Origin of the sequence: Agreia sp. PsM10 (assembly GCF_030433855.1) — a bacterium.
Lineage (GTDB): Bacteria > Actinomycetota > Actinomycetes > Actinomycetales > Microbacteriaceae > Agreia.
In genome coordinates this window covers 270,111-287,181 of record NZ_JARUXC010000003.1, presented here as the reverse complement: position 1 = coordinate 287,181, position 17,071 = coordinate 270,111, and the positions used below count along the sequence as shown (strand labels likewise).

Annotated in this window: 19 protein-coding genes; 16 read left to right on the top strand and 3 right to left on the bottom strand. The window is 67.9% G+C overall.

From position 1 onward, the window contains the following. Positions 1 to 6 precede the first annotated feature (6 nt). From QCD70_RS05410 to QCD70_RS05400, 3 genes are all read right to left on the bottom strand, one after another. Positions 7 to 606, bottom strand: a complete 600-nt coding sequence (locus tag QCD70_RS05410; protein ID WP_301214123.1) for a type IV toxin-antitoxin system AbiEi family antitoxin — start codon at positions 604 to 606, stop codon at positions 7 to 9. 85 nt (positions 607 to 691) lie between these two features. After that, a complete protein-coding gene (locus QCD70_RS05405; RefSeq protein WP_301214122.1) occupies positions 692 to 1,921 on the bottom strand; it encodes a DUF349 domain-containing protein in 1,230 nt (409 codons plus the stop codon). 64 nt (positions 1,922 to 1,985) lie between these two features. Beyond that, positions 1,986 to 2,756 (bottom strand): peptidylprolyl isomerase, encoded by a 771-nt coding sequence (locus QCD70_RS05400; protein ID WP_301214121.1) that lies wholly within the window; start codon positions 2,754 to 2,756, stop codon positions 1,986 to 1,988. Positions 2,757 to 2,916: 160 nt separating this feature from the next. On the opposite strand from QCD70_RS05400, the gene QCD70_RS05395 reads away from it, so the two are divergent. From QCD70_RS05395 to nusB, 16 genes are all read left to right on the top strand, one after another. Next, a complete protein-coding gene (locus tag QCD70_RS05395; RefSeq protein WP_301214119.1) occupies positions 2,917 to 4,278 on the top strand; it encodes a replication-associated recombination protein A in 1,362 nt (453 codons plus the stop codon). A 266-nt stretch (positions 4,279 to 4,544) separates the two neighbouring features. Then, on the top strand, positions 4,545 to 5,174 hold the full coding sequence (gene rpsD, locus QCD70_RS05390) for a 30S ribosomal protein S4 (RefSeq protein ID WP_301214118.1): 630 nt from the start codon (positions 4,545 to 4,547) through the stop codon (positions 5,172 to 5,174). Between the two features lie 113 nt (positions 5,175 to 5,287). Continuing rightward, positions 5,288 to 5,683 (top strand): DUF948 domain-containing protein, encoded by a 396-nt coding sequence (locus tag QCD70_RS05385; protein ID WP_301214117.1) that lies wholly within the window; start codon positions 5,288 to 5,290, stop codon positions 5,681 to 5,683. 7 nt (positions 5,684 to 5,690) lie between these two features. After that, positions 5,691 to 6,461: a hypothetical protein gene (locus QCD70_RS05380; RefSeq protein ID WP_301214116.1), complete on the top strand. Its 771-nt coding sequence runs from the start codon at positions 5,691 to 5,693 to the stop codon at positions 6,459 to 6,461. 42 nt (positions 6,462 to 6,503) lie between these two features. Continuing rightward, positions 6,504 to 6,722 (top strand): hypothetical protein, encoded by a 219-nt coding sequence (locus QCD70_RS05375; RefSeq protein WP_301214115.1) that lies wholly within the window; start codon positions 6,504 to 6,506, stop codon positions 6,720 to 6,722. 73 nt (positions 6,723 to 6,795) lie between these two features. Further along, positions 6,796 to 9,453, top strand: coding sequence for an alanine--tRNA ligase (gene alaS, locus QCD70_RS05370; RefSeq protein ID WP_301214114.1), 2,658 nt, complete (start codon positions 6,796 to 6,798; stop codon positions 9,451 to 9,453). A 4-nt stretch (positions 9,454 to 9,457) separates the two neighbouring features. Next, a complete protein-coding gene (gene ruvX / locus QCD70_RS05365) occupies positions 9,458 to 9,949 on the top strand; it encodes a Holliday junction resolvase RuvX (protein WP_301214113.1) in 492 nt (163 codons plus the stop codon). Then, positions 9,942 to 11,147, top strand: coding sequence for an endolytic transglycosylase MltG (gene mltG, locus QCD70_RS05360; protein ID WP_301214112.1), 1,206 nt, complete (start codon positions 9,942 to 9,944; stop codon positions 11,145 to 11,147). The genes ruvX and mltG overlap by 8 nt, the downstream gene beginning before the upstream one ends. Further along, positions 11,137 to 12,006 carry a shikimate dehydrogenase gene (locus QCD70_RS05355; protein WP_301214111.1) on the top strand — a complete coding sequence of 290 codons (870 nt, stop codon included), beginning with the start codon at positions 11,137 to 11,139 and terminating at the stop codon, positions 12,004 to 12,006. The genes mltG and QCD70_RS05355 overlap by 11 nt, the downstream gene beginning before the upstream one ends. Before the next feature lie 127 nt (positions 12,007 to 12,133). Next, positions 12,134 to 13,339 carry a chorismate synthase gene (gene aroC, locus QCD70_RS05350; RefSeq protein WP_301214110.1) on the top strand — a complete coding sequence of 402 codons (1,206 nt, stop codon included), beginning with the start codon at positions 12,134 to 12,136 and terminating at the stop codon, positions 13,337 to 13,339. An 11-nt stretch (positions 13,340 to 13,350) separates the two neighbouring features. Continuing rightward, positions 13,351 to 13,857, top strand: a complete 507-nt coding sequence (locus tag QCD70_RS05345; RefSeq protein WP_301214109.1) for a shikimate kinase — start codon at positions 13,351 to 13,353, stop codon at positions 13,855 to 13,857. After that, on the top strand, positions 13,854 to 14,939 hold the full coding sequence (aroB, locus tag QCD70_RS05340; RefSeq protein WP_301214108.1) for a 3-dehydroquinate synthase: 1,086 nt from the start codon (positions 13,854 to 13,856) through the stop codon (positions 14,937 to 14,939). The genes QCD70_RS05345 and aroB overlap by 4 nt, the downstream gene beginning before the upstream one ends. 78 nt (positions 14,940 to 15,017) lie before the next feature. Next, a complete protein-coding gene (locus QCD70_RS05335) occupies positions 15,018 to 15,449 on the top strand; it encodes a hypothetical protein (RefSeq protein WP_301214107.1) in 432 nt (143 codons plus the stop codon). An 11-nt stretch (positions 15,450 to 15,460) separates the two neighbouring features. Then, positions 15,461 to 15,898 (top strand): type II 3-dehydroquinate dehydratase, encoded by a 438-nt coding sequence (locus QCD70_RS05330; protein WP_301214106.1) that lies wholly within the window; start codon positions 15,461 to 15,463, stop codon positions 15,896 to 15,898. An 83-nt stretch (positions 15,899 to 15,981) separates the two neighbouring features. Continuing rightward, entirely contained in the window at positions 15,982 to 16,545 is a 564-nt protein-coding gene (gene efp / locus QCD70_RS05325) for an elongation factor P (RefSeq protein WP_044438393.1), read from the top strand. Between the two features lie 18 nt (positions 16,546 to 16,563). Further along, positions 16,564 to 16,977 (top strand): transcription antitermination factor NusB, encoded by a 414-nt coding sequence (gene nusB, locus QCD70_RS05320; RefSeq protein WP_055928832.1) that lies wholly within the window; start codon positions 16,564 to 16,566, stop codon positions 16,975 to 16,977. Positions 16,978 to 17,071: the final 94 nt, after the last annotated feature.

Here is a 17,071-nt window from a genome sequence, read left to right as displayed (position 1 = left end):
ACAGGGTCAGCGACGGCTGATGCCGTCGGAGGTCGGCGATTCGTCGACCCATGCGCCCGTCGCCTCGATCATGAGGGCGTCGGTGATGCGCCGCAGCGCGAGCGCCTTGTGGGGAAGGTTTCGTGCACGGTCGAGGTAATCGCGGCACTCGGGCAGCCCGGAGGATGAGAGCAGTCTTGCCACGACGGGGGAGTCCCGTGCGGAATCGAAGCCACGATCCCGAGCGAGATCGACTGCTGTGCGCAGAGGTGTGGTGACCTCGATGCCGGCGATGGTCATCGTGTCTCCCCGGCGCAGCACCACCTCGCGAACGGTCGCGAGGTCGTGCGAGGCACGCGATCGATGCTCGTAGCGCACGGCCACCGTGTGGATCCGGGGAGCGCGCCGGAGCGCGCCGTGCACCCACGCGGCGCTCCGACGCTCGATGATCATGCGGTGGCCGAGCACCGGCTGCACGGCGAGTGCGCGCACCGCCGGGGTCTGCGGCAGGTCGGCGAAGATGAAGGCCGACGACGACAGCGGCACGAGTTCGCCGTCTCGACACGCCGCCCACAGCTCGCTCAACGGAAGGTCGGCTTCGGTCAGAACGGGTTGGAGTCGCACCATGGGACTACTGTGACGCCTCGCCCGACACCGCTGCCGCGGCGAGCGGAATCTGTGGAGAACTCGCGGTCAGCGCCGCACGGCCGGATCAGCCGAGGGCGTCGAGCCAGACCTTGCGGGCATCGAGAGACTCCTGGAGCTCCTTCGCCTTGCGAGCGTCTCCCGCGGCCTGGGCCTCGGCGATCTCCGACTGGAGCTTCTCGATGGCGTCGTGGAGCTGTCCGGCAAGACCCTCTGCACGAGCCTTCTTCTCCGGGTTGTTCTTCTGCCAGAAGTCCTCGTCGAGTTTGCGAACGGCGGCCTCGACCTTGCGCAGCCGATCCTCGATCGGCTTGACCTGGTCGCGCGGCACCTTGCCGATCTCGTCCCAGCGACGCTGGATGCCGGTCAGCTTCTCTTTCGCCCGCGTACGGTCGGTCTCGGTGAGGAGGGGCTCCGCCTCGGTCAGCAGTTCGAGCTTGAGCTGCAGGTTTCCGGCGAACTCCTCGTCGTCTTTCGCGACGATCTCGCTGCGCGCACCGTAGAGCACGTCTCCCGCAGCCTTGAACTTCTCCCACAGGGAGTCGTCGTAGCGCTTGCCGGCCCGGCCCGCCTTCTTCCACTCGTCGAGCAGGTCGCGGTAGGCGTTGACCCCGTCGGCACCCTTCTCGGCGAGGGCCTCGGCGGCGACGACGAGCTGCTGCTTCTTCGTTCGGGCATCGCGGTGCGCGTTGTCGAGCTCGGAGAAGAACGCCTTGCGGTGCTGCTCGATGATCGTGCGGGCATCGCGGAATCGCTTCCACAGCTCGTTCGCCTCGGCGCGCGGAAGGCGGGGACCCTCCTGCTGGTGCTTCTGCCACCGGGAGAAGAGCGAGTCGAGTGTGCTGGTCACCTGCTTCCACTGCGCCTTTGCAGGGTCTTCGGCGGCCAGGGCCTCGATCTCGGTCACGATCGCGGTGCGGTATTCGACGGCCTCGGCCAACTGCGCCTTCGCCTCGGCGGACTGCTGCTCGTTCAGGGCCCCGAGCGTCTCCGTGAGCGCCGCGAGGCGGGTGGAGAGGGCCTCGAGGTTGCCCAGTGCGTTCGCGCTCGACACGGCCTCGCTGAGGGCCTTGACGGCCTTGCCGATGTCAGCGGCCGATGCGCCCCGCTTGGCGCGCTGCTCGAGCAGGGTCACCTGCCCGGCCAGATCGGTGTATTTGCGTTCGAAGTACCCGAGGGCCTCCTCGGCCGTGCCATCGGGATACTGCCCGATCACACGCTCGCCGGACGCTTCGCGGAGATAGACCGTTCCGGTCTCATCTACGCGTCCAAATGGATGCTCAGCACTACTGGTCACGAAAATCACCCTGTCGACGTTGTTCGGAATGCGCGATTGAAGCCTATTGCACGAGGGCAGGAGGTTACTGAACCGCGATAGAGCCGATGGTAACGGGAATCGCCGGTGCGCCGTCGGCCGATCCGTCGGCGGTGCCCGCGGCGACAACCCCCGCCTTCAGTTCGTCGAGCCCACTGGTCACGGTGCCCAGCACGGTATAGCCACCCGCCGAGTCCGACGGAATGGTGGTGTCCTCGTAGACGATGAAGAACTGGCTGCCCATGCTCGAGCCGTTCTCGCCCTGGCGCGCCATCGCGATGGTTCCCGCCGGGTAGACGTCGCCCTCCGGCGCGTTCTCGATGGGACCGAAGCTGTAGCCCGGGCCTCCCGAGCCGTCGCCGTTGGGGTCGCCGCACTGGAGCACGCCGAAGCCGGGGGAGGTGGTGAGCCTGTGGCAGGTCAGGCCGTTGTAGAAGCCCTCCTGGGCGAGCGTCACGAAGTTCGCGACACCCTGCGGGGCCGCGGCGCCGTCGAGCGAGATGCCCACGGGAATGTCGTTGATCGTCATGTCACCCGTCCAGGTACGACCTTCGGCGACCGACGGGTCGGGTGCGCTGGCGGCCTCCGCAGTCGAGCTCGGCGACGGCGACGGAGTCGGGGTTCCGGGACCGCCGGAGAAGTAGAAGACCTGCACGACGACGGCCGCCGCGATCACGAGGAGCGCGACGATCACCGCGAGGATGTTGTCGCGCCGGCGCCGTGCGATCTTCGAGGCGTGCATGGTCTGGCGCGCCTGGTAGTCGCGCAGACGCTGCCGTGCAGCGCGGGCCTCTCGGTCCTGGTTCCTCGGTGCCACGGATCCTCCATCGCCCGATCGCTCGGGCGAACACTCGTTTGCGGGACGGTCTGCTCGCGCCCTGTGCGCGAATCCCTCCTGAACTTTACGGGCCACGGGGCCTCCTTCCCAACCCGGCGTTCCCGGGGCCGGTGTCGGAAGCTGCCGGTAGCCTTGGGGGATGGTCTCCTCCCAGCCGGGTCTGCACAGCGGATCGGTTCCCCTCGCCGTGCGCATGCGGCCCCGCTCGCTCGACGAGGTGGCCGGCCAGAAGCACCTTCTGAGGCCCGGGTCGCCGCTGGTCAACCTGGCCTCCGATACCGAGGGCACGCAGGGCTCCGTCTCCGTCATCCTCTGGGGCCCGCCCGGCACGGGCAAGACCACCCTCGCCCAGGCGATCGCCCATAGCTCCGGCCGCAAGTTCGTCGAGCTCTCCGCCGTCACCGCGGGAGTCAAAGACGTGCGCCAGGTCATGGAGGAGGCGTTTCGCAGTCGCGACCTCTACGGCCTCTCCACCGTCCTCTTCCTCGACGAGATCCACCGCTTCACCAAGGCGCAGCAAGACGCTCTTCTTCCGGGCGTCGAGAACGGCTGGGTCATCCTCGTCGCCGCGACGACCGAGAATCCCTCCTTCTCCGTCATCTCACCGCTGCTGTCGAGGTCGCTTCTGCTGACGCTCGAGCAACTCAGCGACGACGATCTCGGCATCGTCGTCGATCGGGCCGTGTCGGATGCGCGTGGGCTCGACGATCGCGTGCGTCTCGACCCCGACGCCCGGTCCGCCATCGTGCGGCTCGCATCCGGCGATGCACGCCGTGCACTCACCGCCCTCGAGGCCTCGGCGGGCTCCATCCTCGCGTCCGTCGCTCCATCCGCATCCGACGACCCTGAGGCGACCGCAGAGGCGCCCCTCATCACCGAGGAGACCGTGGCGCAGGCCGTCGACCGTGCGCTGCTGCGCTACGACCGCAACGGCGACGAGCACTACGACGTCATCAGCGCGTTCATCAAGTCGATCAGGGGCTCCGACGTCGACGCATCGGTGCACTACCTGGCTCGCATGATCGAAGCAGGCGAAGACCCGCGTTTCATCTGCCGCCGTCTGATCGTGTCGGCATCCGAAGACATCGGCATGGCCGACCCGCAGGCCCTCCTGGTGGCGGTCGCCGCGGCCGACGCGGTGCAGTTCATCGGCATGCCCGAGGGGCGCATCCCCCTCGCCGAGGCCACGGTGTACCTCGCAACCGCCCCCAAGTCGAATGCGTCCTACCTCGCCATCGACCAGGCCATCGGCGACATCCGGGCCGGCAAATTCGGGCGCGTGCCGAAACACCTGCGCGATGCCCACTATCCCGGCGCGAAGAGACTCGGCCACGGCAAGGGCTACAAATACCCGCACGACGACGACAGGGGCGTGCTCGGTCAGCAGTACCTGCCCGACGAGCTCGGCCGCACCGAGTACTACCGGCCCACGGAGCACGGCAACGAGCGCGATGTGTCCGCACGGCTCGCCAAACTCCGGCAAATCACACGCGGTCGCTAGACCTTTCATCACCTCCCGTCGGCCTACGGGCACGATTGTGGTAGTGTCGATACGCCTGTTCCGGGTGGCTTTCGTGCGGCTGCGAATCCATCCAGTGAATGCGGTCGTGTTCTGTAGCCGAACCGATCCCGGCACAATCCTCTGACTTTCCCTCCGCGTCGAGACTCGATCCTCACGGATCCTGCTTGATTCGCGGTGTGTTCTCCGCGCGTTCAGACACTCTGACCTCGCCTCATCCAGCACGACGATTCACTGAAAGGATGTACATGTCTACCAAGTCACGTACACGCAGCAAGACCCGCCTCTCGCGAGCCCTCGGCATCGCCCTCACCCCGAAGGCCGCGAAGTACCTCGAGAAGCGTCCCTATGCTCCGGGCGAGCACGGCCGCACCAAGCGCAAGGCCGACTCCGACTACGCCGTTCGTCTGCGGGAGAAGCAGCGTCTGCGTGCCCAGTACGGCATCCGCGAGGCCCAGCTCAAGATCATTTTCGAAGAGGCGCGTCGCGCCAAGGGCCTGACGGGTGAGAACCTCGTCGAGCTGCTCGAGATGCGTCTCGACGCCCTCGTCGTGCGTTCGGGTCTCGCCCGCACCACCGCGCAGGCTCGCCAGCTCGTCGTTCACCGTCACATCCTGGTCGACGGCCAGCTCGTCGACCGTCCCTCCTTCCGCGTGAAGCCGGGCCAGCTCATCCACGTGAAGCCGAAGAGCGAAGGAACCGAGCCGTTCCAGGTCGCCGCCGCCGGTGGTCACCTCGACGTGCTGCCCAAGGTTCCGGGCTACCTCGAGGTCGAGATCGACAAGCTGCAGGCCCGCCTGCTGCGTCGTCCGCTGCGCGCCGAGGTCCCCGTGACCTGCGAAGTGCAGCTCGTCGTCGAGTACTACGCCGCACGCTGATTCACCGCGTGCCCATTGGGTACGCTGAGGGGCGGGTCACCGAGAATTCGGTGCCCCGCCCCTTTTTCATTGCAATGGATGCCCATGGCCGGCATCCGCTAAGGAGCTCACCCATGTCAGGTGGAGACATCGCCGGACTCATCGCGGCCGGGGTCTTCGCGGTCCTCGTGGCGTTCCTCGCTCTTCCGCTCATCAAGCTGGGCGGCGTCTTCGACGAGACGCGCGCAGCGATCAAGGAGCTGAGCGACAACGTCACCCCGATTCTCGAGGAGTCGACCGTGACCATCCAGGAAGCCAACAAGCAGATCGCCCGGGTCGACACGATCACGAAGAACGTCGCGGAGGTCACGGGCAACGTCACCAGCCTCGTCGCGCTCTTCGCCGCGTCTGTGGGCGGCCCCCTCATCAAGATCGCGGGATTCAGCGCCGCTGTGCGCGCCGGGATCCTGAGTTTCCGGGGTCCGAAAGACACCTCCGCATCCGCAGCCCGTCGCCGCAGGTCCAAGTAGCCGGGCCGTGGGCTTTCTCCTCATCGTCCTGGCCATCGGGCTCGCCGTCGGCCTGTTCTTCATCGTGCGCTCCACGGTGCGCTACATCCGGTATTCGGATTCCTCCTCCGATCCCGACGTGGGCGTGAACCCCCAGGCCGACTACATCTTCGGACGCGTCGGGGCCCAGGGCACACCGGCGGCCGCGGAGCCCGCTCCCTCGTTCGTGGATGCGCCCATGCGCGACGACGAGGCACCGGCCGTCGCCGCCATGGAGGTCGGGACCGTGTTCGGCAACCCCGGCGGGCGGCATCCCGTGACCCGGTACGACATCCCCGACAGTCTCCGGCTCACGCTGCCCGAGCTGTATCAGGGGCTGCGTCGCGACCTCGTCGACGGCGAGGAGGCCTGCAGCATCGTCGCCGCCGGAAAGGCGGCCTCGACCGACGCCCGTCTCGACTCGGCCGCACGCGTGGCCGCCCTCCGCGACGACGTCGCCGCACTCGAGGCCGTGCTGGCGGAGAGTGCGGGGGGAGACATCGACGACGCCGTGCTCGACCAGGCATGGATCTACGTGGTGCTCAATCGCATCGCCGTGTCGTGGGAGAGCTACACCCACCCGCGCGACGTGCTCGCGGCATCCGTTCGCCAGTTCGAGTGGCTCGACGCCGAGCTCTCCGGCTGGCTCACCGTGCTCGACGACGAGACCGACGATGCAACACTCGATGCGGCCTGGCGACGCCGGCTCGACGACGACGTGGCACGGCGGGCGACCGCCTTCGCCGTGCGCGCCGACTAAACTCGACTCACCCGTCCCCATCTGCGTCTCGAGGAGAGAACAATGAAGAAAATCCTGTGGCTCGTTCTCGGAGTCGCCCTCGGATTCGTTGTGGCCCACCAGGTGAACCAGACGGCGGAGGGCCGGAGATTCTTCTCCGATCTCGACAAGCGCACCAAGGGATTCACCGAATCCATCGTCGACGGCTACCGCGAGCGGGAGTCGGAACTCCGCGCCGTGCTCGGCGACGCCGGCGAGGCTCTCTCCTCGACCGTCAAGTAATCCTCCTCACTTCCCCTTTCGCGTCTGTGGCTGCGACGCTTCGCAGCCCGATGCGCTGAACGCTACGGACACCATGCATACCGCCGATATCCGCCAACGCTGGCTCACCTTCTTCGCAGACAAGGGGCACACGGTCGTTCCGTCGGCCTCGCTGGTGAGCGACGACCCGACACTGCTCTTCACCGTCGCAGGCATGGTGCCGTTCATCCCCTACCTCACGGGTCTCGTGCCTGCACCGTATCCCCGGGCCACCAGCGTGCAGAAGTGCATCCGCACCCTCGACATCGAGGAGGTGGGCAAGACGACCCGCCACGGCACGTTCTTCCAGATGAACGGCAACTTCTCGTTCGGCGACTACTTCAAGGAGCAGGCGATCCGCTACGCCTGGGAGCTGCTCGTGACCCCGGAGGCCGACGGCGGCCTCGGCTTCGACGAGAAGGATCTCTGGGTCACCGTCTACGAAGACGACGACGAGGCCATCGAGTACTGGAAGAAGACAGCCGGCCTGCCCGACGAGCGCATCCAGCGATTGGGCATGGACTCGAACTACTGGTCCACCGGCCAGCCCGGCCCCGCCGGACCCTGCTCGGAGATCTTCTTCGACCGCGGCCCCGCCTACGGGCGCGAAGGCGGACCGGCTGTCGACGACGACCGCTACATCGAGATCTGGAACCTCGTCTTCATGCAGTACCTGCGCGGCGAGGGCACCGGCAAGAACGACTTCGAGATCCTCGGAGACCTGCCGAGTCGCAACATCGACACCGGCATGGGCCTCGAACGCGTCGCCTTCCTCAAGCAGGGCGTCGAGAACCTGTACGAGATCGATCAGGTGCGCCCTGTCCTCGACACGGCGTCGGTCATCTCCGGTCGCCGCTACGGCGCCGACCACGAAGACGATGTGCGGATGCGCGTGGTCGCCGACCACGTGCGCAGCGCTCTGATGCTCATGTCCGACGGGGTCATGCCGTCGAACGAGGGCCGCGGCTACATCCTGCGCCGGCTCCTCCGCCGCTCCGTTCGATCCATGCGTCTGCTGGGCGTCGACACGGCCGTCTTCCCCGAGCTCTTCACCGCCTCCCGCGACGCCATGAAGGCCGCGTACCCCGAGGTCGAGGCCGACTTCGACCGCATCTCGCGCACGGCCTACGCAGAGGAGGAGTCGTTCCTGCGCACCCTCAGCGGCGGTATCAACATCCTCGACCTCGCCGTGAGCACGGCGAAGCAGAAGGGTGCGAAGAACCTCGCCGGCGACACGGCGTTCCAGCTGCACGACACGTACGGCTTCCCGATCGACCTCACCATGGAGATGGCCGAGGAGGCCGGACTCGCCGTCGACCGAGTGGCGTTCGAATCCCTCATGAGCGAGCAGAAGCAGCGTGCCAAGGCCGATTCGAAGGCCAAGAAGCTCGGCATCACCGATCTGGGCGTCTACAGCCAGTTCCGAGCGGCCGGCGAGACCACGTTCCTCGGCTACGACGAGCTGGTCACCGAGTCGACAATCCTGGGCCTCATCATCGACGGGCAGTCGGTGACGAGCGCCGTGGCGGGCGAGACCCTCGAGGTCATCCTCGCCGAGACGACCCTCTACGCCGAGTCCGGCGGACAGGAGGCCGACTCGGGAGTGATCCGCGGCGACGGCTTCGAGCTCGAGGTGCTCGACGTGCAGAAGCCGATCAAGGGGCTCATCAGCCACCGAGTGCACGTCACGAGCGGCCAGGTCGCCGTCGACGACGCCGCCAGCACCGTGGTCGATCCCGACTGGCGCCGTGGGGCGACCCAGGCGCACTCGGGAACCCACCTGGTGCACGCCGCGCTGCGGCAGACGCTCGGCCCTCAGGCCCACCAGTCGGGTTCATACAACAAGGCCGGTTACCTGCGACTCGACTTCTCGTGGAACCAGCCCCTGTCGTCCGAGACACGCTCGGAGATCGAGGAGATCTCCAACCTCGCGATCCGCAGCGATCTCGAGGTCGTCACCCGTGAGCTTCCCCTCGACGAGGCCAAGGCACTGGGCGCCATGGCCCTCTTCGGCGAGAAGTACGGCGACGTGGTGCGCGTGGTCGACATCGGGGGACCGTGGTCTCGTGAGCTCTGCGCCGGCACGCACGTGCAGCACAGCTCGGAGATCGGCATGATCAACATCCTCGGCGAATCGTCGATCGGATCGACGAACCGTCGAGTCGAATCCCTCGTGGGCATCGAGGCATTCCGTCAGTTCGCCGCCGAGCGCAGCGTCGTCACCCAGCTGGCCGCCACGCTGAAGGCTCCTCGAGAGGACGTGCCCGCACGCATCCAGGATCTGGTCTCGAACCTGAAGGCCGCCGAGAAGAAGCTCGCGGCCTACGAGGCGAGCGCACTCACCGCCCGGGTTCCCGGCTTCGTCGAGTCGGCACGCACCGCGGGAGAACTGCGTCTCGTCGCAGCCGACGCGGGCGAACTCTCCTCGTCAGACGATCTGCGCGCCCTGGTCACCGGGGTGCGCGAGCGTCTCGGCTCCGCTCCCTCCGTCGTCGCCCTCGCGGCGGTGGTGGGCGAGAAGCCCGTCGTCATCGTCGCGACCAACGACGCGGCACGCGCGCTCGGCCACCGGGCAGGGGCACTCGCCAAGCAGGCCGCGTCCGTTCTCGGCGGCGGCGGCGGCGGAAAAGACGACCTGGCGCAGGGCGGCGGCACCCTCGTGGCGGCGATCGACAGCGCTCTCGCGGCGGTGTCGCAGACGGTTCTGGGCTGACCGGGTGAGGTCGGGCGTGCGCCTCGGCGTCGATGTGGGCAGAGCTCGCATCGGCGTCGCGCGCAGCGACTTCCACGGCATGCTGGCCACTCCGGTCGAGACGGTCGCGCGATCCGCAGACGGCTCGGCGGACGTCGACAGGATCGCCGCTCTCTGCGTCGAACTCGACTGCACGGAGATCGTCGTCGGCCTCCCTCTGTCGCTCTCGGGAGCCAACACCCCGTCGACAGACGACGCGATCGCCTTCGCCGCGCGGATCGCAGCCGCCACGAAGACGCCCGTGCGCATGATCGACGAGAGGCTCACGACCGTGTCGGCCCAGGCCGCACTCCATACCTCCGGCCGTGCTGTGAAAGGCTCGCGTCCAGTGATCGACCAGATCGCCGCGGTTATACTCTTGCAGCATGCCCTCGATTCGGAGGCGTCCACGGGAAACCCGCCCGGGACAGCCGCATCCGAGTTGGGACCCGATCCACAGGGGGATTACCGTGACTGATCGTCAGCCACCAGAAGACCACCCGTTCTCCGAGTTCCTGCGTGAACCCGCTTCGACGTCGAAGCCCGCGGTTCAGGCGCAGTCCCGCAGGGAGCGACGCGAGACGCATTCGACCACGCGGCCGGCCGGCAAGCCGCCTCGCCGTCGTAGGGCGCTCACCGCGGTCATCGTCACCGTCGTGATCCTCGGCCTCGTCGCCGGTGCAGGGGCGTTCGTCTATTCGACGTTCGAGCCGCAGATCACCGCGATGCTGACCCCGCAATCGACAGACGACTACAGCGGAGACGGCTCGGGCGAGGTGATGGTGAAGATCGCCGACGGAGAGTTCGGTGATGCGATCGGAGTGAAGCTGCAGGAGGCCGGAGTCGTCAAGAGCTCCGAGACGTTCTACTCCCTGCTGCTGAAAGAGGATCCGCAGCCGGTCTTCCAGACGGGCACGTTCAAGCTCGCCCAGAAGATGAGTTCCAAGGCCGCCCTGTCGGCCCTGCTCGACCCGGCCAACAAGGTCGACTTCACGGTCACTATTCCCGAGGGATCGAGCGCCAAGGGCATCTATCAGGAACTGGCCGACGTCACCGGCATCCCCATCGAGGAGTTCCAGGCGGTGGGTGCGAACTACGCCGCGCTCGGCGTGCCCGCCGAGGCGCCGTCCATCGAAGGATTCCTCTTTCCTGCGACGTACCAGTTCGAGCCCGACCAGACTCCGACCGACATGCTGCAGACCATGGTGAACCGGTCGTTCGAGTCGCTCGACGCAGCGGGAGTCGCGCCGGCCGACCGCTTCCGGGTCGTCACCCTCGCCGCCCTCATCCAGAAGGAGGCCGGCAGCTCGGAAGACATGTACAAGGTCTCGCGGGTCTTCACGAACAGGCTCGACATCGGCATGAACCTCGAATCGGATGCGACGGTCGCGTACGGCGCCGGCCACAGCCGCGTCGAGACGACACCCGAGGAGCGCGAGGACGCATCCAACCCCTACAACACCTACGCCAACCCGGGTCTCCCGGTCGGACCCATCTCGAACCCGGGCGACGACGCCATCGACGCGGCGCTGCATCCGGCGGACGGACCCTGGCTCTTCTTCGTGACCGTCGATCTCGACACCGGCGAGACGGTGTTCTCCGAGACCGCTGACGAGCACGCCGCAGCGGTGGAGCGCCTGCAGGAGTGGTGGGCGGCGCATCCCGATGTCGAGTAGCCGTCTGGCCGTTCTCGGATCGCCGATAGCGCACTCCCTGTCGCCGCGGCTGCACCGGGCCGCCTACTCCGTGCTCGGACTCGACTGGCACTACGAGGCGATCGACGTCTCCGAGAACGAGCTGGCCGCGTTCGTCGCGGAACGCGGCGCGGAGTGGGTGGGCCTCTCGCTCACCATGCCGCTGAAGCACGGAATCCGGCCGCTGCTCGACCACCGCGACGAGCTGAGCCTTCTGACCGGCTCGACCAACACCGTGCGCTTCTCGCAGGAGGGCGGCTCGCGGCGTCTCGACGGTTTCAACACCGACGTGGGCGGCATCGTGCGAGCCCTCGCCGAGAAGTCGATCACGTCTGCCCGCCAGGTGGCGGTGCTCGGCGGCGGAGCGACCGCGGCCTCGGCCGTCGTCGCGGCGGCCCAGCTCGGTGCGGAGCATGTGAGCGTGCTCGCGAGAACGCCGGACAAGGCCGAGCCCCTGAGGCGGATCGCCGCGGCCTCGGGCACGGCGATCACCCTGCTTCCGCTCACTGCGGCATCGCTCGACGTCATCGACGCATCCCTGGTGATCTCCACGCTGCCGGGCGACGCCGGCCCCGTCTCGCTTCTCCGGCAGAGTCCGCTGCCCGCCCGGTCGGACCTGCTCGACGTGGCCTATCACCCGTGGCCCAGCGCGCTCGGTGCGGTGTGGTCGCTCGCGGACCGCCAGGTCGTGTCGGGCCTTCGCATGCTGCTTCACCAGGCCCTGCTCCAGGTGCGCGTGTTCGTGCACGGCGATCCGACCCTCCCGCTGACCGACGAGGCCGCGGTGCTGTCGGCCATGGAATCGTCGCTCGACGCACCAGCCGATACGCTCGCGCCGTAGCCCCGCCGCCCGAGGCCGCAGACGATCTATGGGAAGATCGGATGTCGGCTGTCTGCACGCCGACCCGTCCGCACACCGGTCACCGGCCGCCGGTGACCGCTCTGCCGCCTGAAGGAACAGCTTTCTTATGCTTCGTTGGATCACCGCCGGTGAGTCGCACGGCCCCGAGCTCATCGCCACACTCGAGGGGCTGCCCGCGGGCGTCCCCGTGCTCATGGACGACATCCGTGCCGACCTGGCCCGCCGCAAGCTCGGCTACGGCCGCGGTGCGCGCATGAAGTTCGAACAAGACCAGTTGACGCTCTCCGCGGGTGTTCGACACGGCTACTCGCTCGGCAGCCCCATCGCCATCCGCATCGGCAACACCGAGTGGCCGAAGTGGGTCGAGGTGATGAGTCCCGAGCCCGTCGACGCCGATCAGGCGTCGAGGGGCCGCGGCGCTCCACTCACCCGGCCGCGGCCGGGCCACGCCGATCTCGTGGGAATGCAGAAGTACGGCTTCGACGAGGCCCGACCCGTTCTCGAACGCGCGAGCGCCAGGGAGACGGCCGCGCGGGTGGCCCTGGGCGCCGTGGCGCGGAGCTTCCTCTCCGAGCTCGGCATCACGCTCGTCAGCCACACGCTCTCGATCGGTCCCGTGCGGGTGCCCGAGGGCAGCCCTCTTCCCCTGCCGCGCGACGTCGACGCGCTCGACGCCGACCCGCTGCGCTGCTTCGACGAGGCCACCAGCGCCCTGATGGTGGCCGAGGTCGACGCCGCCCACAAAGACGGCGACACCCTCGGCGGCGTCGTCGAGGTCCTCGCCTACGGGGTTCCCCCGGGCCTCGGCTCGTACGTGCACTGGGACCGGCGGCTCGACTCCGCGCTGGCCGCCGCCCTGATGGGCATCCAGGCCATCAAGGGCGTCGAGGTCGGCGACGGGTTCCTCACCACGACACGTCGCGGGTCGGATGCCCATGACGAGCTCGTGCAGGAAGACGGGCGTATCGCGCGTCTCAGCGACAAGGCCGGAGGCACCGAAGGGGGTATGAGCACCGGCACGGTGCTGCGCGTGCGTGCCGGGATGAAGCCCATCGCGACGATCCCGCACGCCCTCCGCACGGTCGACGTGGCCACGGGTGAGGCCGCAGCCGCCCATCACCAGCGCTCCGACGTCTGCGCGGTTCCCGCGGCGGGCGTCGTGGCGGAGGCCATGGTCGCCCTCGTCCTGGCGAACTCCGTGCTCGAGAAGTTCGGCGGCGACTCCGTTCCGGAGACCAGGCGCAACCTCGAGTCGTACCTCGCTCACATCCCCGAGCGACTCGCATCCGCCGGCATCGACGGCACCGACTGACGGCCCGCCCGATGCTCCTCGTGCTGATCGGTGCGCCCGCGGCCGGAAAGTCGCGGATCGGCAAGAAGCTCTCCCGCATCCTGGGTGTTCCCTTCACCGACACCGACACCGAGATCGTGCGTGAGCACGGCCCGATAGCGGAACTGTTCGCGACCCACGGAGAACCTCATTTCAGAACGCTGGAGCGCATCGCGGTCGAGCACGCCCTCGTCGGCAGCGGCGTCGTCGCCTTCGGGGGAGGCGCGGTGCTCGATCCGCGAACCCGTGACGACATCGCCGACCTTCCGGTCGTACTGCTGACGGTGGAGGCCTCGGCCGTGGCCGCACGCCTCTCGAACGGCAAGAGGCCGCTCGTGTCGTCGATCGAGTCGTGGCAGGCGCTCGTCGACTCGCGGCGCGAGCTCTATGAGTCGCTCGCCGACTTCCGGGTCGACACCTCGCACAGACCGACCGAACTCATCGCCGCCGAGATCGCCCACTGGGCGCGCGGCCGCAGCCACCGGAGAGACACACCATGACCGACACGACGCCCGCCACTCGAATCCCCGTCACCGGCGAGAACCCCTACGAGGTCGTGATCGGCCGCGGCCTCGTCGGCGACCTCTCCGAGTTCCTGGGGCAGGGCGTGCGCAAGGTGCTCATCGTTCACGCCCCGACGCTGGCGGCGAAGGCCGCCGCGATGCGCGAGAGCCTCCTCGACCGCTACGAGGTGCTCCTGGCAGAGGTTCCGGATGCCGAGCAGGCGAAACGCGTGGAGGTCGCGGCGTTCTGCTGGCAGGTCATGGGCCAGAGCGACTTCACCAGGTCGGACGCGGTGATCGGCTTCGGCGGGGGAGCCATCACCGACCTCGCCGGTTTCGTCGCAGCGACCTGGCTGCGCGGGGTCCGGCTCGTGCAGGTGCCGACCTCCGTGCTCGGCCTCGTCGACGCGGCCGTGGGCGGCAAGAACGGCATCAACACGGCAGAGGGCAAGAACCTCGTGGGCACCTTCTACGCACCGTCCGCCGTCGTCGGCGATCTCGACACCTTCGACACCCTCCCGAGGAACGAGATCCTCGCCGGCTTCGCCGAGATCGTGAAGGCCGGATTCATCTCGGAGCCGGAGATCCTCGACATCGTCGAGGCAGACGTCGACCGTGCCACAGACCCGTCGACCCCCGAGTTCAGGCGGGTCGTCGAGCTCTCGATCGCGATGAAGGCGCGCGTCGTGGGCGAGGACTTCACCGAGCAGGGCCTCCGCGAGATCCTGAACTACGGGCACACGCTCGGGCACGCGATCGAACACGCCGAGCGCTACCAGTGGAGGCACGGCGCCGCGATCTCGGTCGGCATGGTGTTCGCGGCCGAGCTGGGCCGCCTGACGGGCGCCCTGTCGGACGAGGTCGTCGACCGGCACCGGCGCATCCTCACCTCTCTCACGCTCCCTGTCAGCTATCCCGTGGGGCGGTGGCAGACGCTGCTGGCCACGATGCAGCGCGACAAGAAGGCCCGCGCGGGAATGCTGCGCTTCATCGTGCTCGACGACCTGGCGAAGCCGTCGGTTCTCGCGGGTCCTGAGACGTCGCTGCTCTTCGCCGCCTATCAGGAGATCGGTTCCTGACCCGAGCTGTGCAGGAAGGGTTGCCCGGCCTGTGGATGGATACTCACCGCGGGTAAGGGAACTTGCCAGAGTGGGCGCATGACGGCACACACCCCATCGACCCCCGGTCCAGACACGATCATCGCGAACGACGCCGACGCCAGAGACCTCCTGTCGAGGCTGCTCGGTCCGGCGCTGCGACGCCAGCTGTGGGCATTCTTCATCGCCCCCGACGGTGCGCAGCTGCCGATCATCATCCCGATCGACGGTATCCCTGCGAGCCCTTCGGACGACGAGCTGCGGTCGATCGTGTCGAGCCTCGGACAGGTTCTCGACGAGTACTCTCCGGGCGGCAGCATCCTGTTCGCCCTCGAACGCCCTGGCGACGAGACGCCGCACGGCTTCGACGAGCTGTGGGCAGACGGGCTGCACGAGGCCGCCCGCGACGAAGCCGTCGAGGTGTTCGCGATCTATCTCGTGCACGACGACGGCCTCCGCATGATGAAGGCGAGGTCGTCGGCGCGTCGCTAGAGTTAGGCGTCATGACCACTGTGCTCGTGCTGAACGGACCAAACCTCTCGCGGCTCGGCAGCCGCGAGCCCGACGTGTACGGATCGCAGGACCTCGAGGCGCTCCGAGCGGTGCTGACCTCCGACGCGGGCAAGGAAGCAACCATAGAGTTGCGCCAGACAGACGATGAGGGCCAGATGATCGGGTGGATGCACGAGGCCGTCGACTCAGGCACACCCGTCATCCTGAACCCGGCCGCATTCACCCACTACAGCTACGGGCTCCGCGATGCGGCGGCCCTGGTCACCAAGGCCGGCATCCCGCTGATCGAGGTGCACATCAGCAACCCGCATGCCCGAGAGACCTTTCGCCACACCAGCGTCATCTCCGGCATAGCCACGGGGGTCATCGCCGGGTTCGGCTTCGACTCGTACCGCCTCGCCCTGAGGGCGATCATCGGCCTCAACTAGGCCCCGATGCGGGGGACGGTACACTCACTGAGGGTCAATTTCCGCGCCCGCACAATTCTTCACTCGAACGGAACAGTTTTTCCATGGCTTCAACCAGCGACATCAGAAACGGCGCCGTCCTCAAGATCGACGGCCAGCTCTGGGCGGTCATCGACTTCCAGCACGTCAAGCCGGGCAAGGGCGGCGCATTCGTGCGCACGAAGATGAAGAACGTTCTCACCGGCAAGGTCGTCGACAAGACGTTCAACGCGGGCGCCAAGATCGAGACCGCCAACGTCGACCGTCGCGACTTCCAGTACCTGTACAAAGACGGCAACGACTTCGTCTTCATGGACACCGCCGACTACGACCAGCTCACCGTGACCGAGGCCGTCGTCGGAGACGCCGCCAACTTCATGCTCGAGAACCAGGCCGTCACCGTCGCGCTGAACGAGGGCCTGCCCCTCTACGTCGAGCTCCCCGCATCGGTGACGCTCGAGATCACCTACACCGAGCCGGGCCTTCAGGGCGACCGTTCGACCGGCGGCACCAAGCCCGCCACCGTCGAGACCGGCTACCAGATCCAGGTTCCCCTCTTCCTCGAGCAGGGCACCCGCGTCAAGGTCGACACACGCACGGGGGACTACCTCGGCCGCGTGAACGACTGACCCGGACCGGCACCCGACATGAGCGCACGCACCAAAGCTCGAAAGCGCGCCCTCGACGTGCTGTACGCCGCCGACGTGCGGCAGATCTCGATCAACGAGGCCCTCGCCGCCGAGGCGACCCGGGCGCTGAGCGAGCCCGCCCGCGAGGCCTCCTGGCTCTACGCGCGAGAGATCATCGACGGCATCGTCGACCACGGCGACGAGATCGACGAACTGATCGAGACGTATGCGCAGGGCTGGACCCTGGCCCGCATGCCCATCATCGACCGTGCGCTCCTGCGCATCGGCATCTGGGAGGTCCTCTTCAACGACGACGTCCCCGACGGGGTGGCGATCAACGAGGCCGTCGACGCCGCCAAACTGCTCAGCACCGACGATTCCGGCAGCTTCCTCAACGGCATCCTCGGCCGCGTTCACCAGTCGAAGGGGTGAGCGCCGCGGCCTGACGCGGGCGGTGGCCGGCCGAGGGTCGGCGCCGCCTGCTAGGCTCGGTGACGCAACAGACATCCTTTAACCATCCGTCCTG